Genomic DNA, 26918 nt, shown 5'->3' with positions numbered 1-26918 from the left:
AATATGAGCTGGTTTTTTTTATAAGAATTTCTAATTTTTAGATCTGATTATTCACATCATCATTTTTTGTTTCACGAATGAGTAAGAAAGCGACTAGTGATAAAAGTGATGCAGCAGTAAGATAATAACCAACTGCATATAAACCATAAGTTTCAGCAAGCTTCGTTGCAATAAGTGGCGCAAATGATGCACCAAAAATGCCTGCCAAGTTAAACGTTAACGCTGAACCTGTGTAACGAACTGAGGTTGGGAAAAGTTCAGAAAGAACTGTACCAATCGGACCATAGGTCAAGCCCATAATCGCCAAGCCCGTACATAAGAAAAGGAAAACGATTAAGGTATTTCCAGACTCTAACATGCTAGAGAAAAACAAGCCGAAAATCGCAGCAGCAATACAGACGCCAATAGACGTGGTTTTACGACCAAATTTTTCTGCAAAAATAGCTGATAAAGGAATGAATGCAGCGAAGCAAAGGGTGGCAAAGAGTTGAAGTTCTAAGAACTCACCGCGTGCATAGCCAAGCTTTGTGGTTCCCCAGTTTAAGGCAAATACGGTGGTAAGATAAAACACGACAAACGTGCAGATTGCTGCAATTGTGCCAAGAATAAGTTTACCTGTGTGTTTGGTTAAGACTTCTTTAAACGGAATATTAACTTCTTTTTGCTTATCTAAAACTTTTTGGAATGCTGGAGTTTCATGGAGCTTTAAACGGATATATAAGCCTACAATCACTAATACAGCACTTGCAATAAATGGAATACGCCAACCCCATTGCATGAACGCTTGCTCAGGAATAGTCGCACTCAATAATAAAAATGAACCGGTTGCCAAAATAAAGCCAATTGGAGCGCCGAGTTGCGGGAACATGCCATACCAGGCTCTTTTCCCTTCAGGGGCATTTTCAGTCGCGAGTAAAACGGCACCACTCCATTCACCACCTAATCCTAAACCTTGTCCTAAACGGCACACAGCCAATAGTAAGGGTGCGAAAATCCCGATTTGTGCGTAGGTAGGAAGTAAACCAATACATACGGTTGAAACACCCATGGTCAGTAACGCTGCAACCAATGTGGCTTTTCGGCCAATACGGTCTCCTAAATGACCGAATATTGCTGCACCGATGGGGCGTGCAATAAAGGCAATTGCGAAGGTGGCTAAAGATTGTAAAACTGCGGCACTGCCACTACTAGCAGGGAAAAACAGGTGAGGAAAAATAAGAACGGCAGCAGTTGCATAGATATAAAAGTCGAAGAACTCAATGGTCGTACCGACTAAGCTTGCAAACAAAACCCGCGTTTTTGAATTAGTGGCTACTGCCGGAGCAGCCGCCGCAGAGGTTGAATCCATATAGAACCTTATATCAGTTAAAATTTATTTTTAATTTACTATTCCTTTTAAAGACGTATTTTTCTAAAAGAATAGCGTGAAAGAACATCATCCATGACTCTTTCAGGATCACTGAATAAGAGTGAAAAATGAACTAAACTATGTACCAATAGATCGCAAGAAAATGTGCTCCTGCACCTAAAAGCACAAAAATGTGCCAGATCGCATGGGTATATCTTACCTTTTTTAACGCGTAAAACAATGCTCCAACCGTATAAGCTAATCCGCCAATAATCAAGAAAATCAATGCGTCTTTACTTAAATAAGTGCGCATGTCATCCATAACAAACACGGCGAGCCATCCCATTAAAATATAAGCCAGCAAAGAAATTTTTTGAAAACGATGAATAAAAACTAACTTGAAAAATGTACCAATTGCCGCGATGCCCCATAGTGCAATCAGCAGATAATGAGCTTTTGTAGTAGGAATTGCGATACTTAAGAATGGGGTGTAAGTTCCAGCAATTAAATAATAAATGGCTGTATGGTCAAGTTTCTTATACCAGTAGCGTAGATTCTGTGTTTGAGCAAAGTGGTAAAGTGTAGAGCTCGTGAAAACCAGAATGAGACTAAATGAATATACCCATAAACCAATCCACTGAGCAGTTGAAAGATAAGATCCCTTCATAATTAAAAAGATAGAAGCAACAACTGCCATAACGACACCAGCCCCATGGCTGTAGGCATTAAATAGTTCTTCTTTAGGATCGTAAGTTTCCAGTACAGATTTACTCATAAGTTTAATTTTTTTGATTAAAAATACGAATGTATAGAAATACAAAACAGTCGTAAAGTTATTTTATTTTTAATCCTAGACCCTTTAAACTTCTATCTTATATGAGTCTTCATTTTTAGGTATATCCGTGTCGGTTTTTTCCTTTGAGCAAGAACAGCAATTCTTCCATGAAATTAAGCAAATGCTTGATCAACAAACTTTTGAGCGTTTGATCTTGAGCCAATATAAGGGAGAGTTGGAACAACTGGAAAAAATCACTTTCCGTGTTGTAGAGTTACATGGGCAAAAACAGATTTCAGCTTTATATCATTATACTACCCAAGATGTGACCAAAAACTATTCATTCGAAGATGGTTTGCAGCAGATTGAGCAGTTAATCATACAGTGTAAGCAAGCGAACTTATTTTCGACTAATCAAGAAATTCAACTCAAGAAAAATAAGAAAAAAGCGCTATTAAATATGGGTAAAAAGCATACGGTAAATGCGACGCAAACGGTTCAGACTCATGATCGTGAAAAGCAACGCTATGTACAGCAGGGCAATGCATTTTTAAAAGAGCTTGGTATTACCGATGAAAAAGGCCAAATCATTCCAAGCATGGCGCGTAAATGGAAACAGATTAATAAATTTATTGAAATTTTTGCGAGTGCTTATGAGCAAATTGATGCATCTCAGCAAGAACTACGCATTGTCGATTTTGGTTCGGGGAAAGGTTATTTAACTTTTGCTTTGTATGATTATTTGCAAGAGCAGCAGAAAACCCCATTGATTACTGGTGTTGAATTGCGCCCGAATCTGGTTGAGTTTTGCCAGAATGTTGCAGACAAAGTGCATTTTAACCATCTAGACTTTTTTGAAGGTGACGTACGTAGTTATCAACCAGAAAAACTAGACGTTATGATTGCCTTACACGCATGTGATATTGCGACTGACTTTGCCATTCACACTGGAATTCGTTTAAACGCTTCGATGATTATGTGCGCGCCGTGTTGTCACAAAGAGTTACGCCCACAATTACAAAGTCCAGAAGTGTTACAGCCAATGCTACAGTTTGGTATTCATGCGGGGCAACAAGCTGAGATGCTGACTGACACTTTACGTGCGTTACTTTTAAAAGCGTATGGCTATGAAACTAAAGTTTTTGAGTTTGTATCGCTTGAACATACCAGCAAAAATAAAATGATTTTGGCTACGAAACGCAAAAACGTTTCACAGCCTGATGCCAAAATTATGGCACAAATTCAAGCACTCAAAGCGATGTATGGAATTGAAAAACAAAGTCTTGAATTGTTATTACAAGACCAGCTACCAATCGAAAATATTGGCTGCAAGTGCTAGGGCGGTGAACGGATGTTGAGAATTATAGCGGGTAGTTGGGAACAGCTTGAGCAAGATGCGAAATACATCCGTGAACAAGTCTTTATTCAAGAGCAGGGAATTGCGCCTGAAGATGAATGGGACGATTTGGATGCCACAGTTTTGCATTTTATTGTTTATGACAAAGAACAGCCTATCGCTACAGCACGTTTGTTGCCACAGCATAGCGTGGGGCGTGTTGCTGTTTTAGTGCCTTATCGAAAGCAGGGTATTGGTAAAATTTTAATGCAGCATATTATTGAATATGCGCGCCATCAGAAACTGCCTTTTTTAAAGCTTTCAGCACAAACGTATGTGACTGCTTTTTACGAAGCTCTAGGTTTTCATGTGCAAGGTGAAGTTTACGAAGACTGTGGTATTCCACATATTGATATGGTTTTAGAGTTAAATTGAGACTTCTTTTTAGAAATCTCAATTTGGATTTATTTCATTGCATTCCAGCTTTCGATGGCTTGTAGCCCTGTTTCTAAACCGACTTCATAGCTGTAACGAAGCTTTTTAGGATTGGTGCTTAAACGACCAGCCATATTTTTAAGTGGCGGTGGGCAAACTTCTAAAATTTGCTGTTCTGGGTTTTGACCACGGACAAAATCGACTGAAGCGTTATAACGAGCACAACGGCTACGTAAGCTGTTTGCAAAACCATAGTGATGTTTAAACGCATATTTCGCGAGGAATTGATCACCTCGGCTACTTGCCTTAAAGTAATTTTTCGGGCGAGTGCGTAAAACCAATAGTTTTTTTACGTCACTTTGCTGAGCCGTCCAGCGAACGGGTAGAGCATCTGCAACACCACCATCAAAATAAGGTTCACCCATAATATCGACGGGATGACGCGTTAAAACTGGAATTGAGCTAGAAGCACGAAGTGCATTTAGTAAATTATCTTTACCCGCACGAAGATATTCTGCATGACCTGTTTTTGCATGCGTTAACACCATATAAAAATCTGGATTTTTGGCAAAAAGGCTTTGCTGATCAAGAGGATGTTCTTTTTCACCAACTTCCCACATCCATTCTAAATCGAGTAAATCACCGCCTTTAAAGAAGCGTTTGTAATCGATAAATTCAGGACGAAGTGAGTGATCAATATAAAAGGTTAACGTACGACCTTGTTGACCAGCTAAGTAGTTGGCCACATTGGTCGAGCCAGACGATACGCCAACGTATAAATTGAAAGGATTGAACTGTTGTTGTAAAAACGCGTCAAGTACACCACTGGTAAAGGCACCACGCATGCCTCCACCCTCTACAACCAGTGCGTTGCGGGAAAAATCTGTCATGTGAAAAATATCTGATTACTGAGTTGATTGCTTATGTTCTTGCATATCCATTTCAGGCATGTCGTCACTATGTTGAGCGTGTTGCTCTGTAGAGTGTTCAGCTTTTTGCTGCATTTGCTCTTGTTGTGCTTTGCGCTGTGCACCTGGCATATAGTCAGGTTCATTACTCATCGCTAAATAGAAAAAGCCAAGGAAAATCGCACTTAAAACACCAACGATCAGAACAAATTTCCAGCCTAAAACTGCTGACTCGGAAGAATTTTTATCGGACATAAGGATTTCTCGAATGTGCTGTAGAAGCACAAAAATGAAGTCTATTTATAGCATATTTAGGCGTGAGGCTGAAATCTTAAAGGTCATAAAGAAAAACCCATATAAATAAAATATATTTATATGGGTAAGGTTTATGCAGTTTTTAAATATTCAATACGACTAAATTATTGAATATTTTGTTTCTGCTCAGCTTTGGTTTTTAGCAAAGTTGGAGGTGTAAAGCGTTCACCATATTTGGCAGCTAATTCTTCAGCTCGTTTTTGTGCTTTATCAGTGCCGTATTGATTTAGGAATTGAATTGCTCCACCCGTCCAAGGTGCATAACCAATCCCAAAAATAGAACCGACATTGGCATCAATCACAGACTCCAATACGCCTTCTTCATAACAACGTAAGGTATCTAAGGCTTGTACAAACAGAATGCGATCAATCATGTCTTGTTCAGAAATATCATGATCTTTTTCCCAGCGGTTCAAGCCTTCCCAAAGGTGCTTTTTGCCATTTTCTGGATATTCATAGAAACCTGCACCAGCCGCCTTACCTTTACGGTTTAACTCATGAATCATGGTGTGAACCACTTCATCTACAGAAGTTTTAGGTAAATCTTTTCCTTCAGCTTGCAGAGCTTTACGGGCCTCACTGGCAACATGTTCGGTTAAGGTTAAAGACACTTCATCTTGAATCGCAAGTGGCCCAACAGGCATGCCTGCTTTCAGTGCAGCCATTTCAATGCGCGCTGGGTGGACGCCTTCTGCAAGCAAGCGCATACCTTCTTGAATGAACGTACCAAACACACGACTCGTAAAGAAACCACGGCTATCATTAACAACAATCGGTGTTTTTCCAATTTGTTGTACAAAGTCATAAGCTTTGGCAAGTGTCTCTGCGGAGGTATTTTTACCTTTAATAATCTCAACCAACTGCATTTTGTCGACAGGGCTAAAGAAGTGCAGACCGATAAAAGCTTTATCATCCTTACTTGCTTGAGCTAAACCCGTAATTGGCAGGGTTGATGTATTTGATGCCATTACACCATTAGGCGCTAAATATTGTTCAGCTTCTTGAGTGACTTTAGCTTTGAGCTCTTGGTTTTCAAATACCGCTTCAATAATTAAGTCACAGCCTTGAAGATCTTGAACTGAAGCTGAAGCCGTAATTAGTGATAAAACCTGATCACGTTTTTCTGCGGTCATGCGGCCTTGTGAAACACGTTTATCAAGAAGCTTTTGTGAGTAAGCTTTGCCTTTCTCTGCATTTTCAACAGATACATCTTTAAGTACAACAGGAATGCCTTTAATTGCGGTTGAATAGGCAATACCAGCCCCCATCATGCCAGCACCCAACACACCAACTTTAGTCGCTTGCCATTTTGCAACGTCGGCAGGGCGGCTCGCACCAGACTTAATTGCATTTAGACCATGCCAGAAAGTGCCGATCATATTTTTAGAAATTTGGCCTGTTGTAAGCTGAGTAAAGTAGCGAGACTCGATACGCAGTGCAGTATCGACATCGACTTGAGCGCCTTCAACTGCGGCAGCCATAATCGCTTCAGGAGCAGGGTAGCAACCTTTGGTTTTGTCTCTTAACATAGCTGGTGCAATGGCAAGAATTTGTGCAACTGCTGGAGTTTTGGGATCACCGCCCGGGATTTTATAACCCTTCACATCAAAAGGCTGTTGAGATTTTGGATTAGCTTTGATCCAAGCAATTGCTTTATCTAAAAGCTCTTGTTCATTTTGGGCAGTATCGTGAATTAAACCTAAAGATTTTGCTTTATCAACACGGAACTGCTTGCCTTCCATTAGGAAAGGAAATGCATTTTGAAGCCCAAGTAGACGTACCATGCGTACAATACCGCCGCCGCCTGGTAGCAAACCTAAAGTGACTTCTGGTAGACCAAATTTGCTTTTTGGGTCATTAATCGCAATACGGTGATGGCAACTTAATGCGATTTCCCAACCACCCCCAAGCGCAGTGCCATTTAATGCTGCAACAACTGGAATTCCTAGTGTTTCAATTGTACGTAAATGACCTTTTAACTTTTCAACCATATTAAAAAAGTCAGTCGCATGTTCAGGCTGAACTTGAATCAGCTCATCTAGATCACCACCTGCAAAGAAAGTTTTTTTTGCTGAGCGGAAAATAACACCTGAAAGTTCTGTTTCTGCTTTAAGTTTTTGTGTTGCTTCATCGAGCGAGTCACGAAACTCGGCATTCATGGTGTTTGCAGATTGACCTGTTGAATCAAGCGTTAAAATGACAATATTGTCGGCATTTTTTTCGTATTGAATTGCACTCATCTTTTATATCCCTAATTTTTATACGCGTTCAATAATGGTGGCAATACCCATCCCACCACCAACACAGAGCGTCGCTAAACCGCGCTTTTTATCTTGTCGTTCAAGCTCATCAAGTAGTGTGCCTAAAATCATGGCACCTGTTGCTCCTAATGGATGGCCTAAAGCAATCGCACCACCATTTACGTTGACTTTTTCAGCAGGGACGTTGAGCTCGTTAATAAAACGCATTACAACAGCTGCAAAGGCTTCATTGACTTCAAATAGGTCAATATCATCAATCGTTAGGCCGGCTTTTTCTAAAGCTTTACGTGCAGCAGGAGCAGGGCCTGTTAGCATGATGGTTGGATCTGTGCCGACTAGTGCAGTCGCCAAAACTTTAGCGCGTGGTTTTAAATTTTGTTCTTTTACTGCTTTTTCAGAAGCCAATAAAACTACAGCTGCTCCATCGACAATGCCGGATGAGTTACCTGCGTGATGAACATGAATTATTTTTTGTGCTTCCGGATATTTTTGCAAAGCGATTGCATCAAAGCCCATTTGCCCCATCATTTCAAAACTTGGGTTGAGCTTTGTTAGACCTTCGAGTGTGGTGTTACCTTTGATAAACTCATCTTTATCTAAAATCACCACACCTACGTGATCTTTTACTGGCACAACTGAGTGATTGAAATAACCATTTGATTGAGCTGCTGCCGCTTTTTGTTGTGACTTCACAGCGAAATTATCAACATCTTCACGACTATAACCATCTAAGGTTGCAATGAGGTCGGCCCCAATACCTTGTGGAACAAAGGATGACTTAAGGTTTGTTTCAGGGTCTAACGCCCATGGTCCGCCATCGGACCCCATTGGAATGCGTGACATTGATTCAACGCCACCAGCAACCACTAAATCTTCCCAGCCTGAGCGGACTTTCATTGCTGCCATGTTGACTGCTTCTAAACCTGAAGCACAAAAGCGATTGATTTGAACCCCAGCAACATCATCATTCCAACCCGCTGCAATCGCTGCTGTTTTGGCAATATCACCGCCTTGATCACCAATAGGTGTTACACAGCCTAAAACAATGTCGTCCACTTTAGACGTATCGAGTTGATGGCGCTGCTGTAATTCATTTAATAAAGTGGTGAGTAAGGTAATTGGTTTTACTTCATAAAGAGAGCCGTCTTTTTTTCCTTTTCCGCGTGGTGTGCGAATGGCATCAATAATATAAGCCTCGCTCATAACAGTTCCTTTTTTATTGCTTAAAATTTATTTGTGTTTTGAGTGTACTGGTTTTAATAGCGAGTGCAATGACGATAAGCGCACCAGTCAGGTGATGATTTTTGCCAATAGAAATATAAAAAAGCCCAAGTTGAACTTGGGCTAAATGTGAAACTAAAGAGATTGAAGAATTAGTGGTAACCGTGTAACTGGCGATATAGGCCAGGGGTAACACCCGTCCACTTTTTAAATGCGCGGTGGAACGTACTGGTTTCACTAAATCCAACTTGTTGAGCAACGTCTTCAAGTGTTAATTCAGGGTTGAGTAACAAGTGAATTGCCGCATCTCGACGTAAGGCATCTTTTACGCCTTGATAGCTTTTACCTTCGGCAGCCAAGCGGCGACGTAAGGTTTGAGGAGATAAATACAACATTGATGCAACGTCATTAAGCGTTGGCATTTCTTCACCAATCTGGCTTTTGAGCACTTCACGAATACGAGAAGTTAGCGAGTTGGTATTTTTGAATTTTACTAAAAGCTGAGCAGGCGCTGCTTTTAAGAATTCTTCTAGCGTTTTTTCATCTTGACGGATTGGCAAATCAAGATAATCAGCCGCAAAAGTTATTTCAGTACGCGGTGCATCAAACTGCATGACTGGTGCAAAAAACAATGCATCATATTCATCTGCATGTGCAGGACGTGGGTAGCTAAAATGAACACGCTCTAATGGCAAACGGCGTTCAATTAACCATGATGCCAGACCGTGCCAGATCATTAGCATACTTTCGGTAATGAAATGATCTGGATCTAAAGTTTTTGGAATGAGCGGAACTAGACGTGCTTCATGCTTGTCACGTTCTAGGCTGACAGACCATTCATCGCCAAATAATTTGTAAAATTGAGATGACAGTTCAAGGGCTTGGCCCAATGTTTTTGCGTGAATAATCAACTGACACATAATGGCAAAAGTGCCCAGACGACGTGGTTGTACGTCAAATCCAACGTGTTCATCCTGTGTGACCATCCACAACATTTTTATAAAACGAGTGTATTGTTCTGGTGAGATTCGAGCTTTAGGTTGACGTAATAATTCCGCTTCAATGCCCACATGTGAAAGGAGCATTTCAACATCCATGCCAAGGCGCTTTACGCCTGTCAAAGCCGCATTGACGAAGTGGATGCTAATCGTATCGCGACTCATATTGAATCCTTCAGTCTCTTTGATGTTCACTTTAAATTGACCTAAATGACCGTCTAAAAAAATAAATTGGCTATTTACAACATAGTAAAAGCACTTTTTACATGTTAAATTGCCGAAATGATCAAGGTAAATGGCTGAACATGACATTGTTTTAGAATATTTGCTTAACTAATATAAAAGAAAATATGAATAATAGTGGTTAAAAAAACGATGACGACAGCATTAAATGGACTTAAAGTTCTCGATTTCTCGACACTCTTACCCGGACCTTTTGCCACAATGTACTTAGCTGATATGGGGGCAGAAGTCATCCATATCGAATCTCCATCGCGTCCAGATTTAATTCGGATCATGCCGCCCTATGCAAATGGGCAAGCAACCGCACATAGTTATCTAAACCGAAATAAGCAGTCGATTGTTCTCGATTTAAAAGATCCAGCGAGTATTGATCTCATTAAAGCCAAAATCTCTGAGTTTGATATTGTCATAGAGCAGTTTCGACCTGATGTCATGCGCCGTCTAGGATTAGACTACTCAACGCTTGCAGAAATTAACCCACGTTTAATTTACTGTTCAATTACAGGTTATGGGCAAACTGGAACCTATAAAGACCGAGCAGGGCATGACATTAACTATTTAGCCTTAGCTGGTATTGCTGGGTATAGCGGCCGACAAGACAGTGGCCCGCCACCGCTGGGTATTCAAGTTGCAGATATTGCAGGTGGTTCACTTCATGCAGTTATTGCTATTTTAGCGGCGGTGGTTGAACGCGGGCGTAGTGGGCTAGGGCAATATATTGATATTTCCATGACCGATTGTGTTGCTAGCTTAAATAGTATGGCTGCATCAGCCACACTTGCTGCACAGGTCGAGCAGGCCCCAGAACATGGCATGCTTAATGGTGGCATTTTCTATGATTACTATATGACCCAAGATGGTCGTTATCTTTCAATTGGTAGTCTTGAACCACAATTTATGTCAGGTTTATCAATCGCTCTTGATCTGCCTTTATTATTACAAAAAGGTGCTTCATTAGATGCCGAAGATCGACAAGAAGTTAAACAAGCCATTCAAGAAAAAATTAAAAGCAGAACATTTAAAGAGTGGCATGAAATATTTGCAAATCTTGATGTGTGTGTAGAACCAGTCTTAAGTCTCACTGAGTCATTAAACTCGCCCTTAGCACAACAACGTGGATGGATTGTGGATGTTCCTTTGCAGAATAATACAGCCGATACAGAACCACAGTTGGCTTGCCCAATTAAGTTTTCAAGATCAAAAATGAGATATTCCTTTATAGGTCAAAAACTTGGTGAAGGACAATGGTAAAGAGCTGAGGCCATTTCATAGACAATGTGTATTAAGATTATTATTAGATTAATCAATTGATTAACATTTTGAATAATTTCTTTACATAAAATTAGCGTACCCTTTATAAACAAAGACATAAAAGGTATGTAAACATGAAAACACATAAATCCTTGATGGCTTCCTGTTTATCCGTTTTATCAATTACTCTTTTCATACAGCACGCACAAGCTGCTGCTGCATTCGACCCAAATAGTCCATGGATGTTGGGTGATTGGAACGGTCAACGCACCGCGTTACAAGCACAAGGTTATGATTTTTCTTTTGGATATACCGGTGAATATGCCGGTATTTTAGATTCAAAAAATACATCTACGCATGGTAGTGCTTATACGGGGCAACTTGCTCTAGGAACTCATTTTGATTTAAACAAAATTTTAGGGTGGCAAGATACTGAAGCTCAAATCACATTAACTTATCGTGATGGGCAATCACTTTCTGAACATTCACCAGCTTTAGCGGGACATTTAAGTTCTGCACAAGAAGTGTGGGGGCGTGAGCAAACTTGGCGTTTAACCGATTTGTGGATCAAGAAAAAATTTCTTGACCAGAAGTTAGACGTGAAAGTCGGTCGTTTTGGTGAAGGTGAGGACTTTAATAGTTTTGACTGTGATTTCCAGAACTTGGCGCTTTGTGGTTCGCAAGTGGGTAACTGGGTTGGTGAACAGTGGTATAACTGGCCAGTCAGCCAATGGGCTATGCGTGTTAAATATAACTTGCAACCCGACTTATATACCCAAGTTGGTGTATATGAATATAACCCAGAAAATCTGGACCGAGGCAAAGGTTTTAACCTAAGCACTGATGGTTCACATGGGGCAATTATTCCTGCCGAAGTGGTTTGGTCACCTAAATTAGGCGCTCAAAGTATGGCTGGTGAATACCGTTTAGGGTATTACTACAGCACTGCTGATGCCGAAGAAATTACAAATAAGGCTCAAACATCTCATAAGCAAGGTGTATGGGTAACTGCAAAACAAAAATTATTCCAGCCTGCTGATCAAACAGACCGTGGTTTGACTGGATTTGTGAACCTGACGTTCCACGACTCTGATACCAACAAAATTGATAACATGCAAAATGTAGGCTTAGTCTATAAAGGTTTGCTCAATCAACGTCCTCAAGATGAGTTGGCATTAGGTGTTGCGCGTATCCATATCAACGATGATTGGAACGATGTCCAAAATAAAGAATACGACACTGAATACAATACCGAGCTTTACTACGGTATTCATGCGACAAACTGGCTGACTATCCGTCCAAATGTGCAATATGTTCGTCATGTTGGTGCATTAAAAAATGGTGATAACACTTGGGTAGGCGGTATTAAATTCTCAACTGCATTCTAAGCGTAATTACTCTGAAAACGGATTGTCGAGGGCCAAATCATTGATTGAATGATCCTGACCTTCCGTTTTTTCTTTATGCCTGAGTTTTGTTTTAGATGTATCGATAGGCCGATTTTTGATTCAAAGCTTGGCCTATCTTTCCGATAAAAATGATGATTGATAAGAGGTGGTTTATGACTCAACCTACTTCAAGATCAGGTTTAACGACTTTTACCGTAATTATTATTGGGTTATTAGCGTTATTCCTGTTAATTGGAGGTATTTGGCTCGCTACATTAGGCGGTTCAATTTACTATATTATTGCTGGTGTATTACTCCTGATTGTTGCATGGCAACTCTATAAGCGCGCATCTACAGCATTGTGGGCGTACGCTGCTTTAATGCTGGGTACCATTATTTGGGGTGTCTGGGAAGTTGGAACAGACTTCTGGGCGCTTGCACCTCGTTTAGATATTTTAGGTATTCTTGGTTTATGGTTATTGGTTCCAGCCGTAACTCGTGGAATCAGCAACCTTGGATCAAGTAAAGTTGCCTTATCTTCAACTCTAGCAATTGCAATCTTGTTGATGGTCTATTCGATTTTCAATGATCCGCAAGAAATTAATGGTGAGATCAAGACACCTCAACCAGAAACTGCTCAAGCAGTGCCTGGTGTAGCAGAGAGTGACTGGCCAGCTTATGGTCGTACTCAAGCTGGTGTACGTTATTCTCCGTTAAAACAGATTAATGATCAAAACGTAAAAGATTTGAAAGTTGCTTGGACTTTACGTACTGGCGATCTTAAAACGGGTAATGACTCTGGCGAAACGACCAATCAGGTTACACCGATTAAAATCGGTAATAACATGTTTATCTGTACAGCTCATCAACAATTAATTTCAATTGATCCGGCTACAGGTAAAGAAAAATGGCGTTTTGATCCGAAGCTTAAAACGGATAAATCGTTCCAGCATTTAACTTGTCGTGGTGTGATGTACTACGATGCAAACAACACAACTGAGTTTGCAACGAGTCTTCAAGGCAAGAAATCTGACTCTACACAATGTCCGCGTAAAGTCTTTGTTCCAGTGAATGATGGCCGTTTAGTTGCGGTGAATGCTGACACTGGTAAAGCATGTACTGACTTTGGTAAAAATGGTGAAGTGAACTTGCAAGAGTTTATGCCATATGCTTACCCAGGTGGTTACAACCCAACATCTCCTGGTATCGTGACTGGTTCAACTGTTGTTATTGCCGGTTCGGTAACAGATAACTACTCAAATAAAGAGCCATCAGGTGTAATTCGTGGCTACGACGTTAACACTGGTAAACTCCTTTGGGTATTTGATACTGGTGCAGCAGATCCAAACGCAATGCCGGGTGAAGGTACGAATTTCGTTCATAACTCACCAAATGCGTGGGCACCTTTAGCATACGATGCCAAACTTGATATCGTTTATGTTCCAACAGGTGTAGGTACTCCAGATATCTGGGGTGGCGACCGAACCGAGTTGAAAGAGCGTTATGCAAACTCAATGTTAGCGATTAATGCTTCAACTGGTAAATTAGTGTGGAACTTCCAGACAACCCACCATGACTTATGGGATATGGACGTACCATCACAACCATCTTTAGCTGATATCAAAAACAAAGCTGGCCAAACTGTTCCTGCAATCTATGTATTGACGAAAACAGGTAATGCCTTTGTTCTTGATCGTCGTAATGGTCAACCAATTGTTCCTGTAACTGAGAAACCAGTTCCACAAACAGTTAAACGTGGACCACAAACTAAAGGCGAGCATTATTCAAAAACTCAGCCATTCTCTGACTTGAACTTAGCTCCACAAGATAAATTGACTGATAAAGACATGTGGGGTGCCACTATGCTTGATCAGCTCATGTGTCGTGTATCTTTCAAACGTCTAAATTACGATGGTATTTATACTCCACCATCTGAAAACGGTACTTTAGTTTTCCCTGGTAACTTAGGTGTGTTTGAATGGGGCGGTATGTCAGTTAACCCTGACCGTCAGGTTGCTGTAATGAACCCGATTGGTTTGCCATTCGTCAGTCGTTTAATTCCTGCTGATCCAAACCGTGCACAAACTGCAAAAGGTGCGGGAACTGAGCAGGGTGTACAACCGATGTACGGCGTGCCTTATGGTGTTGAAATTAGCGCATTCTTATCTCCGCTTGGTTTACCTTGTAAACAACCAGCTTGGGGATATGTAGCTGGCGTAGATTTGAAAACCCATGAAGTAGTATGGAAAAAACGTATTGGTACAATTCGTGACAGCTTACCGAACTTGTTCCAGTTACCAGCTGTGAAAATTGGTGTGCCTGGTTTAGGTGGTTCAATTTCTACTGCCGGTAATGTCATGTTTGTTGGTGCAACTCAAGATAACTACTTACGTGCGTTTAACGTTACTAATGGTAAGAAACTTTGGGAAGCACGTTTACCAGCAGGTGGACAAGCAACACCAATGACTTATGAAATTAATGGTAAGCAATATGTTGTGATTATGGCCGGTGGTCATGGTTCATTTGGTACCAAAATGGGCGACTATTTAGTAGCCTATGCCTTACCAGATAACAAATAAAAAGCTTCTATAGAAAGGGCCTGGATTTATCCGGGCTTTTTTTATATCTATTTATATTAAAGCTTATCAATAAAACCGTTATTAAATATGCAAAAAAAGCATTTTATTGATGAATGAAAGCTCGCTATGCTATCTGCCTTAATAATGAATCTACTAGCCATACGCCATGTATTTATATACCGATTTCGACCAGCAGCTGGTTAATGAACGAGTTGCTCAGTTCCGTGATCAGACTGAACGCTATTTAGCTGGCAAACTTTCTGAAGATGAATATCGTCCGTTACGTTTGCAAAATGGTTTATATGTGCAACGCTATGCGCCTATGCTGCGTATTGCTGTGCCGTATGGCTTAATGAATTCTAAGCAATTACGTAAAGTTGCTGAAGTTTCAACTGCTTATGACCGTGGTTATGCACACGTATCTACACGTCAAAACATCCAGTTGAACTGGCCTGCACTTGAAGATGTACCAGATATTTTGGCTGAACTTGCAACTGTACAAATGCATGCCATTCAAACCAGTGGTAACTGTATTCGTAACACAACGACTGACCAATATGCAGGTGTGGTTGCTGGTGAAATTGCAGACCCACGTCCAACATGTGAATTGATTCGTCAGTGGAGTACATTCCACCCTGAATTTGCATTTTTACCACGTAAGTTCAAAATCGCCGTTTCTGCACTTGAAGAAAAAGACCGTGCGGCAACTGCATTTCACGATATTGGTGTTTATATTGTGCGTAATGAAGCGGGTGAAATCGGCTATAAAATTATGGCTGGTGGTGGTTTAGGCCGTACCCCAATCATTGGTAGCGTTATTCGCGAGTTTTTACCGCGTGAAGATTTAATTGCTTACTTAGAAGCTGTTTTACGTGTTTATAACTTGCATGGTCGTCGTGATAACAAATATAAAGCGCGTATCAAAATTCTAGTTAAAGCATTAACTCCTGAAGTATTTGCACAGAAAGTTGAAGCTGAATTTGAACATACACGTGAATCATTAAGAATTCAGCCAGAAATCTTGAAAAAACTGGATGAAGAGTTCATTCCATTTGACTATCAAGATTTGGCAGATGAAGACTTCACTGCTTTATTTGCTGAGCATCCAAAATTCAAGCAATGGTTCAATATCAACACACATGCGCATAAAGTGAAGGGCTATCGTATTGTTACGATTTCTCTAAAACGTGCAGGTATCGCACCGGGTGATATGACCACCGAAGAAATGAACTTTATTGCAGACCTTGCTGATAAATATACATTCGGTGAACTTCGTACGACTCACGAACAAAACATTGCTTTGGCAGATGTACCTCAAAAAGATTTGTTCGATGTATGGCAAGCGCTTGAACAGCAAAATATGGCACGTGCACATATTGGTTTTATTACCGATATTATTAGTTGTCCGGGCGGTGATTTCTGTTCACTTGCAAATGCGAAATCAATTCCAATTGCTGAAGCAATTACACGCCGTTTTGATGACTTAGACAAAGTTTATGATCTTGGTCATTTAGATCTAAATATTTCTGGTTGTATGAATGCTTGTGGTCACCACCACGTAGGTAACATCGGTATTTTAGGTGTAGATAAAAAAGGCGCTGAATTTTACCAAATTACATTAGGTGGTAATTCAGACCATGATGCATCAATCGGTGACATCTTAGGGCCATCATTTGCAGCAGATGTTGTGCCTGATGTAATTGAGGAAGTATTAAATACTTATCTTGATTTACGTACGGAAGGTGAGCGTTTTGTTGATACATATCGCCGCGTAGGAATTCAACCATTTAAGGAGCGTGCATATGCTTAATACAGCTCTACCTGTGCTTTATAAAGATGGCACGATTGCAGATAATACTTATCAAATCATTGCTGAAGATGGTGTAGTTCCTCAAGGTGACGTTGTGGTAACAACGGCTCAACTTGACCAATTAGCTAACGTTCAAGGCAAAAAAGCTTTGTATGTGACTGTGAATGATTCACCTGAAAATCATACTTTCCCATTAAATGAGCTTGATGCAATTTTCATTGAGTTTGCGGGTTTCGGTGATGGCCGAGGTTACTCATTTGCTGCACTATTACGCCGCCAAGGTTTCCAAGGTGAGTTACGTGCAGCAGGTGATGTGTTTAAGGATGTCTTGAACTACTTAAAGCGTTCTGGTTTTGATAGTTTTGTCGTGAAAGAAGGCAAAGACGTACAAGAAGCTGCGGCAGGTTTGCAAGACTTTACCAATCCGTATCAAGCTTCAACTGGTGTGCCAGAAGCAAGTTATCAAACAGGTGCTTAATAAATCCTGAAATAAAAAATCCCGCAATTTGCGGGATTTTTTTATATTGAAAATTATGTATCAAGTTGGCAGTTAACCATCCACTTTATACCAAATTGATCGGTAAACGCTCCGTATAATGCTCCCCAGAACGTTTTTTCTAGAGGCATTTCAATTTGACCGTTAACAGACAATGCATCAAAAAGTTGTTTAGCTTTTTCTTGCTCGTCCTTTTCAAGATTAATTGCGATGTAGTGATTATTGCCTTGGGTAAAAACACTGTTAGGCGCACAGAATTGATCATTTGTATCTGATGCCATAAGTACAGTGTATTCATTAATTGGCAGAGATACGTGAAGAACCAGATTTTTATTCGCTTCAGATAATGTCACACCTTCTGTAGGTGGCATATCACCATAGCGACTCAACATGGCAAACTCTCCGCCAAAAACTGATTTATAAAAATTAAAGGCTTGCTCTGCCTGACCTTGAAAGTTGAGATAGTGATTGAGTTGCATTGTTATTGTCCATTGTTGTTTTCGTTTAAAAGAATAAGTTAAAACTTAAAAGTGATTTTGTGGGTCATTTTTTGTAGTTTTTTCATAAAAAAAATCCCGCCGAAGTGGGATTTTAAAAATAATTAATTTTAATTAAATAAGTTCAATCGCAACGGCTGTTGCTTCACCACCGCCAATACAAAGCGCCGCAATACCTTTTTTGCCGCCAGTACGTTTTAGCGCATGAATCAGCGTAAGAATAATACGAGAACCTGTTGAACCTACTGGATGACCTAGTGCACAAGCACCGCCATTGATATTCACTTTTTCAGCATCAAGTTTGAAATCATCAATTGGGCACATGGTAACCATGGCAAAAGCTTCGTTAATTTCCCATAGGTCGACATCTTGAGCATTCCAACCTGCTTTTTTTAGAACTTTCTCTATGGCACCAACAGGGGCAATTGTAAATTCTGAAGGATGCTGAGAGTTTGAAGCTGTCGCAATAATTTTCGCAAGTGGCTGTAAACCACGTTGAGCTGCAACTTCACTTGAAGTTAATACTAATGCAGATGCACCATCTGAAATAGAGCTTGCGTTTGCTGCGGTAATTGTACCGTCTTTTGCAAAAGCTGGTTTAAGCGAAGGAATTTTGTCGATCTTTGCATTTAAGGGTTGTTCATCTTGATCAACAACAACATCACCTTTGCGACTAGGTACGGTAACCGAAACAATTTCATCTTTGAAATAACCTTCGGTAATTGCTGTTTGAGCCCGTTTCAAAGAGCGAATCGCAAAGTCATCCATTTGCTCGCGTGTATAGCCACGAGTATTTGCCATATCTTGGGCAAAAGAGCCCATTAAACGACCAGTTTCTGCGTCTTCAAGTCCATCAAGAAACATATGATCCTTAATTTCACCATGGCCCATACGGTAGCCAGCGCGTGCTTTTGGTAAAACATAAGGCGCGTTTGTCATAGACTCCATACCGCCAGCAACAACAATTTCTGCACTGCCTGCTTTAATCATATCGGTTGCTTGCATTACTGCTTTCATGCCAGAACCACAAAGCTTATTAATAGTTACAGCGCCTGTAGAGTCAGGTAAGCCTGCTTTACGCATTGCTTGACGAGCAGGACCCTGTTTTAAGCCAGCAGGAAGAACACAGCCCATAATGACTTCTTCGACATCAGTAGGTTGTAAACCTGCTCTTGCGATTGCTTCTTTAATGGTTACAGCACCTAATTCAGGCGCTGTAAGTCCTGATAATGCTCCTTGAAAACCACCCATAGCAGTACGAGCACCATTAATAATTACGATGTCAGTCATTGTTGTAATCTCCGGTTATTCTTAATCTCAAAATAAGAAATGTTTAAAACCTAGGCAGTATATTGCAAAAAACACAGAGAAATATCTTCTGCATTAGACTGTAGAGTTCTAACAATTTTTAAGGTCTTCTAAACGAATATGCCCCATTTTGCTGAGAACTAATTTAAAGTTTTTAAGCTGATCATAAGAACAATACGTAAAACTGCCATTAGACTCACGTGGCAATCCAGTGTCGCCCTGAAATACGATACTGTTTATTTTTTTACCGAATTTTTGAAATTTTAAAGAACCATAACGATGATTAAGCTCAAAATTGGTCAATATTTCCTCATCGCTTTCTCTTTGTAGATTATGATTTTTGTCTACAAAGCTTATAAGGCTTGTATCCCAATTACTATTACATAGCGTTAAATCAACACTTGGGCAAAGTACGACACTCTTATGTCGCAGAATTGCGTCGTATTTGGCTTTTTGTATATGAATTGTCAGTAGTCGAGGCGTGTTTTTTAATTCTAACGAAGCCATCAATTGATGATATAAAGGAACGGCTAGGGTGAACATAATCATAAGAATTGCGAGCGTTACAGTGAGTTCCATCAATGTGAAACCGAGAGATTTAAACATTAAAATTCCTTAATATATAAAGAAGTGTTTTGATTTTATGCGTTCTATCAATGATTTATATGGATTTTTATAATGAGGAAACACAAAATTAAATAAAGGTTATCAGGACGCTAGAATACTGGTAAAATCACCCTGAGCGAAACACAGAAGTTGTTCATATTTACTAGTTGAGTAAAAAATTACCGAATTACAACGGAAATTGTAAGTAATTTTGTCAATAATTTACTTGATTAAAATTATCAAGCACTTGGAAAGTCTATCAAGTGTTTGTATGATTCAAATGTGAATAGCTTAAAAATAATACTGGGGTGAAAATATCTCAGGGGCCAATAAATTTAGGCTGAGCTTGAACAACAATTGTTATCTCTGGAGGATATCCATGAAATTGAGTCGTATTGCACTTGCTATGCTTGTCGCTGCACCTTTAGCTGCTGCTAATGCTGGCGTAACTGTTACACCATTATTGCTTGGTTACACTTTCCAAGACACTCAACACAACAATGGCGGTAAAGATGGCGAGTTAACTAACGGACCTGAACTACAAGACGATTTATTCGTTGGTGCTGCTCTTGGTATTGAGTTAACGCCATGGTTAGGTTTCGAAGCTGAATATAACCAAGTTAAAGGTGATGTAAACGGCCTTGCAGCTGGCGCTGAATACAAACAAAAACAAATCAACGGTAACTTCTATGTTACTTCTGATTTAATCACTAAAAACTATGACAGCAAAATCAAGCCATACGTATTGTTAGGTGCTGGTCACTACAAATACGAGATTCCTGATCTTGCGTACCATAACGATGAAGAAGGTACTTTAGGTAATGCTGGTTTTGGTGCTTTCTGGCGCTTAAACGATGCTTTATCTCTTCGTACAGAAGCTCGTGGTACTTATAACTTTGACGAAAAATTCTGGAACTATACAGCTCTTGCTGGTTTAAACGTAGTTCTTGGTGGTCACTTGAAGCCTGCTGCTCCTGTAGTAGAAGTTGCTCCAGTTGAACCAACTCCAGTTGCTCCACAACCACAAGAGTTAACTGAAGACCTTAACATGGAACTTCGTGTGTTCTTTGATACTAACAAATCAAACATCAAAGACCAATACAAGCCAGAAATCGCTAAAGTTGCTGAGAAGTTAACTGAATACCCTAACGCTACTGCACGTATCGAAGGTCACACAGATAACACTGGTCCACGTAAGTTAAACGAACGTTTATCTTTAGCTCGTGCTAACTCTGTTAAATCAGCTCTTGTAAACGAATACAACGTTGATGCATCTCGTTTGTCTACTCAAGGTTTCGCTTGGGATCAACCGATTGCTGACAACAAAACTAAAGAAGGCCGTGCTATGAACCGTCGTGTATTCGCGACAATCACTGGTAGCCGTACTGTAGTTGTTCAACCTGGTCAAGAAGCGGCAGCTCCTGCAGCAGCTCAATAATTTGAGTTCTTGAACAGTAAAAAAGCGACTCGTTAGAGTCGCTTTTTTTATGGCGATTTTTAAAATATTTAATCATTTCTATGTCTCCTTAATAATAATTACTTTCGATCTTGGTCTAAATTATTTACCAATCACCTTTTCTCAATTGCTGTTTAGTATCTTGTCTATCTCTACGATGTTGCGCACGAGGCTTTTCTGTTTCATGCATCCCACCTTTGTGAAGTAAAGGGGAAAGAGCAACCTGATTACGGACTTTGATTTTTGACATTTCTTTAATTTTCATGTTTTAACCTTTAATACATAAAACTTGTTTAAGAGTGTGAACAACTTCAATGAGGTCAGCCTGATTTGCCATGACTTCATCAATATCTTTATAAGCACTTGGGATTTCATCGACAACACCACTGTCTTTACGACATTCAATACCTTGGGTTTGTTCAATAAGATCTTGTTGGTTAAAAAGAGTCTTTGCCTTGCTTCGACTCATCTTGCGACCGGCTCCATGAGAACAAGAACAAAATGACTCAGGATTTGCTTTACCTCTGACGATATAAGAGCGTGCTCCCATTGAACCAGGGATAATCCCTAATTCATCTAAGCCTGCTCGAATAGCACCTTTTCGGGTAATCAATAAATTTTCACCGAAATGTGTTTCACGGCTTACGTAATTATGATGACAATTAATAGCCTCTTTTGTCATTTGAAAAGAGGGAAGAATTGGACGAATCGCCTCTAAAATTAAACGCATCATTTCTTTGCGATTTTCAAAAGCATATTCCTGAGCCCACTCTACAGCTTCTACATAATCATCAAAACTTTTTGAGCCTTCGGCAAAATAACTTAAGTCTTTATCAGGTACATGACCAAAGCGATGCTGAGCTTCTTTTTTGGCTAACTCAATAAAATAAGTACCAATAACGTTACCCAGTCCTCTGCTACCTGAATGTAGCATTACCCATACATCTTGATTTTCATCAATACATAGTTCGATAAAGTGGTTGCCACCACCTAAAGTACCAAGTTGTTTTTGCCATGTGGCATCAAATTGTCGAAGCATTCGAACAAGGCCAGGATGCTTTTTGATAATGGGCTCTAAGCGTTTTTCAAGTGGAATAATGCTAGAAGCTTTTGCTTTAACTTGTTTATGCAAAGCAAATCCGACTGGTACTTTACGTTCGATTGCATCGCGTAAACGACTTAAGTTATCAGGCAATTGTGAAGCTTTTAGACTTAAGCGAATTGCATTCATTCCACAACCAATATCTACACCGACTGCAGCAGGAATAATGGCATGTTTAGTGGGAATCACACTGCCTACGGTAGCGCCTTTTCCCACATGAACATCTGGCATTACTGCAATATGTGAATAGATAAATTGCAGTTGCGCCATTTTTTTGAGTTGTTCGATACTTTCACTATCAATATCTTGAGTGAAAATTTTAACGGGAACACCGTAAAGTGCTTCCTCGTTTAATATTTTTTGTATGCCCATAATTTTTCTCTTATTTTTGTCCGAGCAGGCATAAAAAAACCTAGCGAATGCTAGGTTTTAAATTTGAGCATTCGGACAAGTGAAGTGAATTTGTACACTTGTCCGTGAGCTGACATCGTGCCAAATTATTTAATCTGTTTTACCTTGTAGTGTTGGCATGATGTCCTCCTTATTTAAAAGCGCCGTTGAAAATCTGAACGGCATTTTACGCCTTTTAAATCAAAGATCAAGTTTTTGATCTTTGATTTATTTGAATTACCAATTTTTAGTCTTGCTCTGGCTTCACATTCATTTGGTCGTAAGGGATCAGTTTAGTTTTATATTTCCACTTGTAGCCTAACCAAATAATTAAGAACAATGGCAAACTAATATAGGTTGAAAGTAGGCCTAACCAGTCAATTTTTCCACCTAAAATGGCTTGATAGTTTTGTCCCAAAATAATGATTGAGCAGAGGATAAATGCAAACCAAGGAGCAAATGGGAAAAATTTGGCACGGTAATCTAAATCTTCTAATTTATATCCTTGAGCAATATAACCTTTACGGAAACGATAGTGCGAAATCGCAATTCCTAACCAAACAATAAAACCGCACATACCTGACATATTAAGTAGCCAGTTAAATACTTGTTTTTCACCAATAAAAGTTGTTAAGAAACAAAAAGCAGCGATAAAGGTTGTGGCATATAATGCATTCATTGGAACGCCACGACTATCAAGCTTTCCAAACCACTTTGGCGCACGGTCTTCCTGAGCCATTTTAAATAACATACGAGTTGAAGAGTACATGCCAGAGTTACCTGCTGACAAAATAGCAGTCAGAATCACAGCATTCATTAAGCCAGCAGCGAAAGCAAAGCCAACTCTTTCATAGAGTAATGTGAACGGTGAAAGTGCAATATTTTCAGTGGTAGCCGCTTGTAGTAAATTTGGGTCATCATAGGCAATCAGAGTACCGATAATGAAAATACATAAGATATAAAATAATAAGATTCGCCAGAAAATCTGTTTGATTGCAAGTGGAATCGTTTTCTTTGGATCTTTAGATTCACCAGCAGCAACCCCAACCATTTCTGTCCCTTGGAAAGAGAATCCAGCAATCATTGCTACACCGATCATGGCTTGTAAACCACCCACAAAAGGTGCATCTTTATAAGTCCAGTTTCCAAAAGCTGCGACACCTGGAGTTAGCATAATCTTGATGATCATGGCTAAGCCAATAATAATAAAGGCAATGATGGCGATCACTTTTACCATTGAGAACCAGAATTCGCTTTCGCCGAATCCTTTTACTGTCATGGCATTGATTGCAAAAATTACGACAAGGAACAGAGCACTCCAGTAGAACCCGGGAATATCAGGGAACCAGAACTTCATAATAAACTGAACTGCAACAAGTTCGAAGGCAACCGTAATTGCCCAGTTATACCAATAGTTCCAGCCTAAAGCGAAGCCAAAGCCTTCTTCGACATAACGACTGCCATATGTAAAAAAAGCCCCAGAAGTCGGATTGTGGGTTGCAAGCTCACCTAAACTGGTCATTAAGAAGTAAATCATAATGCCAATGAGAGAGTAGGCGAGTAGTGCTCCACCTGGGCCAGCATTTGCAATGGTTGAGCCAGAAGCAAGGAAGAGGCCTGTACCAATGGAACCACCAATGGCGATCATATTCAGATGACGAGCCCCAAGCTTACGCTGGAGTTTTTCAGGAGCATGTGTTTCGCTCATGGAGATTCCTTACATAGTTTGTTATGCACAGGCATATAACACCTTAAAGCCTTGAAGATCAGTTTTAATCTGGCACTGACCAAAGTGCTTCTCAATTAAGATCGGATAGTTTAAAAAACGGTTTGCTACAATCCATAGCTCGCCTGATGCCTTTAAATGTTTTTTAGCGTTCTGGCAGAGCCCTTCACTTGCATCATAGTCGGTATGAATACCTTGATGAAAAGGGGGATTACTGACAATGGCATCGAGTTCTGTTGGAGCGTCTGCAATACCTATGACAGGTTGCAATCTCAACTGGTCTGAACTTATTCCATTTCGACTAAAAGTCATTTCCGTTGACCGTAAAGCGAAAGCATCAATATCTAGGGCATGAATAATATTACTTGAATTTATTTTTGCCAAATAGCAACTGATAATTCCAGCACCACACCCGAAGTCGGCAATTCTACCTGATTTCACCTGATTAAGATAAGGGAGTAAAACAGCAGTTCCGATATCGAGATGATTTTGGCTAAAAACACCGGGTAGGGCACAAATCGTAAGCTCTTGTTCATTAACTTGAACGGTATAAGTTTTAAGCCATTTTTCTAGAGGTTTAATTTGTTCTGTTTTCTCAATCTTTAAGTGCCATAACTGACAGTGGCGCGCACTATCAAGTTTTAGTACTTTGCCGAAGCTTTGTAATTGTTTAGCGGCTCTTTCAACACCACCCTTTTTTTCACCGACTAAAAAAACAGATTGATTCGTTTTAAGATGACTCATCACTACATGCAATATGTAATTTAAGAGCTCTTTAGATTTTGGAACAAAAATGATTGCTTGGTCGAATTCTTGTGATGGAAACTCAACTGAAAAGTGCGCTTTTGTTCCACTATTGATAAAACCCTGATAGTCAGCATGGTTCCATGTCCAGACTGACGCATCAGTCCCAGCGGGTAATTGACTAACTAAGGCATCATTCGGTGCATTAATTAACAAGATTCTACCTTTCAAATAGTCTTGCTGTCTTAATACCACTTCACTTCTAGGATCCATGTACATCTCTCATGAAGAAGAATGCCCAGTGGGAGCTGGGCAGTAATCAAAATTAAAAGTTAGTTATTTATGCGTTTCAGGAAGCACAACATTTAAAATTAATGCTGCAATACCGCCTGTTGCCACGCCAGAGCTAAAAATGTTTTTAAATAATTCTGGAAGGTGCTCTAAAATTTGAGGAACTTGAGCAACACCTAAACCTAATGCAAGTGAGATGGCAATAATTAATAATGCTCGGCGGTCAAGGTGAACTGAAGAAAGAATGTTAATGCCTGATGCAGCTACTGCGCCGAACATGACCATAACAGCGCCACCTAATACGGCTTGAGGAACTGCTTGTATAACACCAGCTACTGCAGGGAATAGACCTAATAAAATAAGTAATCCAGCAATCCAGATGCCTACATAGCGGCTAGCAACCCCAGTGAGTTGAATTACACCATTGTTTTGAGCGAAAACAGAACTAGGGAAAGTGTTAAAAAGACCAGCTAGCAAAGAGTTAGCACCATTCACTAATACACCACCTTTAATGCGTTTCATCCATTCAGGACCATTAACAGGTTGGTTGGAAAGTTTACTGGTTGCTGTCACATCACCAATTGCTTCTAAAGAAGTCACCAAATAAATGAATGCCATTGGGATGAATAATCCCCAAGAGAAACTCAAACCAAAGTGCATTGGTGTTGGAATTTGTACGAGTGGCGCGTCTTTAATACCAGAGAAATCTAGATGACCCATAAATCCAGCAAGAATGTAACCACTCACTAAGGCGATTAAAATAGCTGAGCTTTTAATCCAAACCACTCGAATACGATTGAGCACAATAATAATAGCAAGTACCGTACATGACATAATAAGGTTGTCTGCACTTGCAAAAGTATGATCTTGCATGGCTTGATAGCCACCACCCATACTAATCAAGCCTTCTTTAATAAGCGTTAAGCCAATTAATAGAACAACAATACCTGTCACCAAAGGAGTAATGAGTCTTTTCACCCATGGAAGAATTTGCGAAACACCCATTTCAATGAAGGAGCCGGCAATGACTACACCAAATATTGCAGCCATAACTTGGTTTACAGGTGTTCCTGCGGCAACCATTGCACTACCAATACCAATAATTGGGCCAATAAAGTTAAAGCTTGTGCCTTGAACAATAAGAAGACCTGCACCAAACGGACCAACTTTTTTACATTGTAGAAATGTAGCAATACCCGAAATCACCAAAGACATCGATAAAATCATGTTAGTTTCGGTGCGTGAAACGCCTAAAGCTAAGCAAATTAAAAGGCCAGGTGTAACAATTGGTACAATAATCGCAAGCAAATGCTGGAAAGCTGCTAAAAAAGCGATCAAAGGTTTTGGTCGATCATTTAAACCATAAACAAGGTCTAAATGGTCCTGAGAGTGTTGATTGGACATGGATGTAGGTCCGCCGCAATTTTGCAAATT

Annotated in this window: 23 protein-coding genes; 8 read left to right on the top strand and 15 right to left on the bottom strand. The window is 40.0% G+C overall.

Going from position 1 to position 26918, the window contains the following annotated elements; genetic code table 11:
- Positions 1–37: 37 nt before the first annotated feature.
- Entirely contained in the window at positions 38–1348 is a 1311-nt protein-coding gene (locus tag F935_RS00875; protein WP_016137178.1) for an MFS transporter, read from the bottom strand.
- Between the two features lie 133 nt (positions 1349–1481).
- Positions 1482–2123 (bottom strand): PAQR family membrane homeostasis protein TrhA, encoded by a 642-nt coding sequence (gene trhA / locus F935_RS00870; RefSeq protein WP_016137177.1) that lies wholly within the window; start codon positions 2121–2123, stop codon positions 1482–1484.
- 127 nt (positions 2124–2250) lie between these two features.
- Between trhA and F935_RS00865 the strand changes: the two genes are divergently transcribed.
- On the top strand, positions 2251–3462 hold the full coding sequence (locus F935_RS00865) for a class I SAM-dependent methyltransferase (protein ID WP_016137176.1): 1212 nt from the start codon (positions 2251–2253) through the stop codon (positions 3460–3462).
- Positions 3463–3474: 12 nt separating this feature from the next.
- Positions 3475–3894: a GNAT family N-acetyltransferase gene (locus F935_RS00860; protein WP_016137175.1), complete on the top strand. Its 420-nt coding sequence runs from the start codon at positions 3475–3477 to the stop codon at positions 3892–3894.
- A gap of 29 nt (positions 3895–3923) precedes the next feature.
- On the opposite strand, the gene F935_RS00855 is transcribed toward F935_RS00860, so the two are convergent.
- The 5 genes from F935_RS00855 to F935_RS00835 all read right to left on the bottom strand — a co-directional run bounded on the left by F935_RS00855 (position 3924) and on the right by F935_RS00835 (position 9762).
- Positions 3924–4784: a patatin-like phospholipase family protein gene (locus tag F935_RS00855; protein ID WP_035365929.1), complete on the bottom strand. Its 861-nt coding sequence runs from the start codon at positions 4782–4784 to the stop codon at positions 3924–3926.
- 15 nt (positions 4785–4799) lie between these two features.
- Positions 4800–5057, bottom strand: coding sequence for a hypothetical protein (locus F935_RS00850; protein WP_016137173.1), 258 nt, complete (start codon positions 5055–5057; stop codon positions 4800–4802).
- A gap of 164 nt (positions 5058–5221) precedes the next feature.
- Complete coding sequence (locus F935_RS00845) at positions 5222–7357, bottom strand: 3-hydroxyacyl-CoA dehydrogenase NAD-binding domain-containing protein (RefSeq protein ID WP_016137172.1); 2136 nt, start codon at positions 7355–7357, stop codon at positions 5222–5224.
- A gap of 18 nt (positions 7358–7375) precedes the next feature.
- Entirely contained in the window at positions 7376–8581 is a 1206-nt protein-coding gene (locus tag F935_RS00840) for an acetyl-CoA C-acetyltransferase (protein WP_016137171.1), read from the bottom strand.
- Positions 8582–8751: 170 nt separating this feature from the next.
- Complete coding sequence (locus F935_RS00835) at positions 8752–9762, bottom strand: AraC family transcriptional regulator (RefSeq protein WP_004789200.1); 1011 nt, start codon at positions 9760–9762, stop codon at positions 8752–8754.
- Positions 9763–9972: 210 nt separating this feature from the next.
- On the opposite strand from F935_RS00835, the gene F935_RS00830 reads away from it, so the two are divergent.
- The 5 genes from F935_RS00830 to F935_RS00810 all read left to right on the top strand — a co-directional run bounded on the left by F935_RS00830 (position 9973) and on the right by F935_RS00810 (position 17346).
- Positions 9973–11091: a CaiB/BaiF CoA transferase family protein gene (locus tag F935_RS00830; RefSeq protein WP_016137170.1), complete on the top strand. Its 1119-nt coding sequence runs from the start codon at positions 9973–9975 to the stop codon at positions 11089–11091.
- 155 nt (positions 11092–11246) lie between these two features.
- A complete protein-coding gene (locus F935_RS00825) occupies positions 11247–12479 on the top strand; it encodes a carbohydrate porin (protein WP_080645501.1) in 1233 nt (410 codons plus the stop codon).
- Positions 12480–12652: 173 nt separating this feature from the next.
- Complete coding sequence (locus F935_RS00820; RefSeq protein ID WP_016137168.1) at positions 12653–15058, top strand: glucose/quinate/shikimate family membrane-bound PQQ-dependent dehydrogenase; 2406 nt, start codon at positions 12653–12655, stop codon at positions 15056–15058.
- Positions 15059–15224: 166 nt separating this feature from the next.
- On the top strand, positions 15225–16868 hold the full coding sequence (locus F935_RS00815; protein ID WP_016137167.1) for a nitrite/sulfite reductase: 1644 nt from the start codon (positions 15225–15227) through the stop codon (positions 16866–16868).
- Positions 16861–17346 (top strand): DUF934 domain-containing protein, encoded by a 486-nt coding sequence (locus F935_RS00810; protein ID WP_016137166.1) that lies wholly within the window; start codon positions 16861–16863, stop codon positions 17344–17346. Before F935_RS00815 ends, F935_RS00810 begins: the two co-directional genes overlap by 8 nt.
- A 53-nt stretch (positions 17347–17399) precedes the next feature.
- Here F935_RS00810 and F935_RS00805 read toward each other — a convergent pair whose 3' ends face one another.
- From F935_RS00805 to F935_RS00795, 3 genes are all read right to left on the bottom strand, one after another.
- Positions 17400–17843 (bottom strand): VOC family protein, encoded by a 444-nt coding sequence (locus tag F935_RS00805; protein ID WP_016137165.1) that lies wholly within the window; start codon positions 17841–17843, stop codon positions 17400–17402.
- 132 nt (positions 17844–17975) lie between these two features.
- Positions 17976–19151 (bottom strand): thiolase family protein, encoded by a 1176-nt coding sequence (locus tag F935_RS00800; RefSeq protein ID WP_016137164.1) that lies wholly within the window; start codon positions 19149–19151, stop codon positions 17976–17978.
- Positions 19152–19259: 108 nt separating this feature from the next.
- A complete protein-coding gene (locus tag F935_RS00795; RefSeq protein WP_016137163.1) occupies positions 19260–19775 on the bottom strand; it encodes a GspH/FimT family pseudopilin in 516 nt (171 codons plus the stop codon).
- 379 nt (positions 19776–20154) lie between these two features.
- Between F935_RS00795 and omp38 the strand changes: the two genes are divergently transcribed.
- Entirely contained in the window at positions 20155–21213 is a 1059-nt protein-coding gene (gene omp38, locus F935_RS00790) for an outer membrane protein Omp38 (protein WP_016137162.1), read from the top strand.
- A gap of 124 nt (positions 21214–21337) precedes the next feature.
- On the opposite strand, the gene F935_RS18785 is transcribed toward omp38, so the two are convergent.
- The 5 genes from F935_RS18785 to F935_RS00770 form a co-directional block, all read right to left on the bottom strand.
- Positions 21338–21496: a hypothetical protein gene (locus tag F935_RS18785; RefSeq protein ID WP_005036254.1), complete on the bottom strand. Its 159-nt coding sequence runs from the start codon at positions 21494–21496 to the stop codon at positions 21338–21340.
- Positions 21497–21499: 3 nt separating this feature from the next.
- Positions 21500–22705 (bottom strand): RtcB family protein, encoded by a 1206-nt coding sequence (locus F935_RS00785; protein ID WP_016137161.1) that lies wholly within the window; start codon positions 22703–22705, stop codon positions 21500–21502.
- A gap of 265 nt (positions 22706–22970) precedes the next feature.
- Positions 22971–24431, bottom strand: a complete 1461-nt coding sequence (locus F935_RS00780) for an amino acid permease (RefSeq protein ID WP_016137160.1) — start codon at positions 24429–24431, stop codon at positions 22971–22973.
- Positions 24432–24452: 21 nt separating this feature from the next.
- Positions 24453–25466 carry a class I SAM-dependent methyltransferase gene (locus F935_RS00775; protein WP_016137159.1) on the bottom strand — a complete coding sequence of 338 codons (1014 nt, stop codon included), beginning with the start codon at positions 25464–25466 and terminating at the stop codon, positions 24453–24455.
- Positions 25467–25529: 63 nt separating this feature from the next.
- Positions 25530–26888 (bottom strand): uracil-xanthine permease family protein, encoded by a 1359-nt coding sequence (locus F935_RS00770; RefSeq protein ID WP_016137158.1) that lies wholly within the window; start codon positions 26886–26888, stop codon positions 25530–25532.
- Positions 26889–26918 lie beyond the last annotated feature (30 nt).

Origin of the sequence: Acinetobacter calcoaceticus ANC 3811, assembly GCF_000399665.1 — a bacterium.
Lineage (GTDB): Bacteria > Pseudomonadota > Gammaproteobacteria > Pseudomonadales > Moraxellaceae > Acinetobacter > Acinetobacter calcoaceticus_B.
The sequence above is the reverse complement of the archived record's forward strand: the minus strand, read 5'-3'. Positions and strand labels throughout refer to the sequence as shown.

Excerpts from the sequence above, each read along its gene's own strand:
- F935_RS00795 (WP_016137163.1), bottom strand. The coding sequence starts at position 19,775 with ATGTTTAAATCTCTCGGTTTCACATTGATGGAACTCACTGTAACGCTC.
- F935_RS00825 (WP_080645501.1), top strand. The coding sequence starts at position 11,247 with ATGGCTTCCTGTTTATCCGTTTTATCAATTACTCTTTTCATACAGCAC.
- F935_RS00830 (WP_016137170.1), top strand. The coding sequence starts at position 9,973 with ATGACGACAGCATTAAATGGACTTAAAGTTCTCGATTTCTCGACACTC.
- trhA (WP_016137177.1), bottom strand. The coding sequence starts at position 2,123 with ATGAGTAAATCTGTACTGGAAACTTACGATCCTAAAGAAGAACTATTT.
- F935_RS00840 (WP_016137171.1), bottom strand. The coding sequence starts at position 8,581 with ATGAGCGAGGCTTATATTATTGATGCCATTCGCACACCACGCGGAAAA.
- F935_RS00855 (WP_035365929.1), bottom strand. The coding sequence starts at position 4,784 with ATGACAGATTTTTCCCGCAACGCACTGGTTGTAGAGGGTGGAGGCATG.
- F935_RS00875 (WP_016137178.1), bottom strand. The coding sequence starts at position 1,348 with ATGGATTCAACCTCTGCGGCGGCTGCTCCGGCAGTAGCCACTAATTCA.
- F935_RS18785 (WP_005036254.1), bottom strand. The coding sequence starts at position 21,496 with ATGAAAATTAAAGAAATGTCAAAAATCAAAGTCCGTAATCAGGTTGCT.
- F935_RS00805 (WP_016137165.1), bottom strand. The coding sequence starts at position 17,843 with ATGCAACTCAATCACTATCTCAACTTTCAAGGTCAGGCAGAGCAAGCC.
- F935_RS00835 (WP_004789200.1), bottom strand. The coding sequence starts at position 9,762 with ATGAGTCGCGATACGATTAGCATCCACTTCGTCAATGCGGCTTTGACA.
- F935_RS00770 (WP_016137158.1), bottom strand. The coding sequence starts at position 26,888 with ATGTCCAATCAACACTCTCAGGACCATTTAGACCTTGTTTATGGTTTA.
- F935_RS00850 (WP_016137173.1), bottom strand. The coding sequence starts at position 5,057 with ATGTCCGATAAAAATTCTTCCGAGTCAGCAGTTTTAGGCTGGAAATTT.
- F935_RS00820 (WP_016137168.1), top strand. The coding sequence starts at position 12,653 with ATGACTCAACCTACTTCAAGATCAGGTTTAACGACTTTTACCGTAATT.
- F935_RS00800 (WP_016137164.1), bottom strand. The coding sequence starts at position 19,151 with ATGACTGACATCGTAATTATTAATGGTGCTCGTACTGCTATGGGTGGT.
- F935_RS00845 (WP_016137172.1), bottom strand. The coding sequence starts at position 7,357 with ATGAGTGCAATTCAATACGAAAAAAATGCCGACAATATTGTCATTTTA.
- F935_RS00815 (WP_016137167.1), top strand. The coding sequence starts at position 15,225 with ATGTATTTATATACCGATTTCGACCAGCAGCTGGTTAATGAACGAGTT.
- F935_RS00780 (WP_016137160.1), bottom strand. The coding sequence starts at position 24,431 with ATGAGCGAAACACATGCTCCTGAAAAACTCCAGCGTAAGCTTGGGGCT.
- F935_RS00810 (WP_016137166.1), top strand. The coding sequence starts at position 16,861 with ATGCTTAATACAGCTCTACCTGTGCTTTATAAAGATGGCACGATTGCA.
- F935_RS00785 (WP_016137161.1), bottom strand. The coding sequence starts at position 22,705 with ATGGGCATACAAAAAATATTAAACGAGGAAGCACTTTACGGTGTTCCC.
- F935_RS00775 (WP_016137159.1), bottom strand. The coding sequence starts at position 25,466 with ATGGATCCTAGAAGTGAAGTGGTATTAAGACAGCAAGACTATTTGAAA.
- F935_RS00860 (WP_016137175.1), top strand. The coding sequence starts at position 3,475 with ATGTTGAGAATTATAGCGGGTAGTTGGGAACAGCTTGAGCAAGATGCG.
- omp38 (WP_016137162.1), top strand. The coding sequence starts at position 20,155 with ATGAAATTGAGTCGTATTGCACTTGCTATGCTTGTCGCTGCACCTTTA.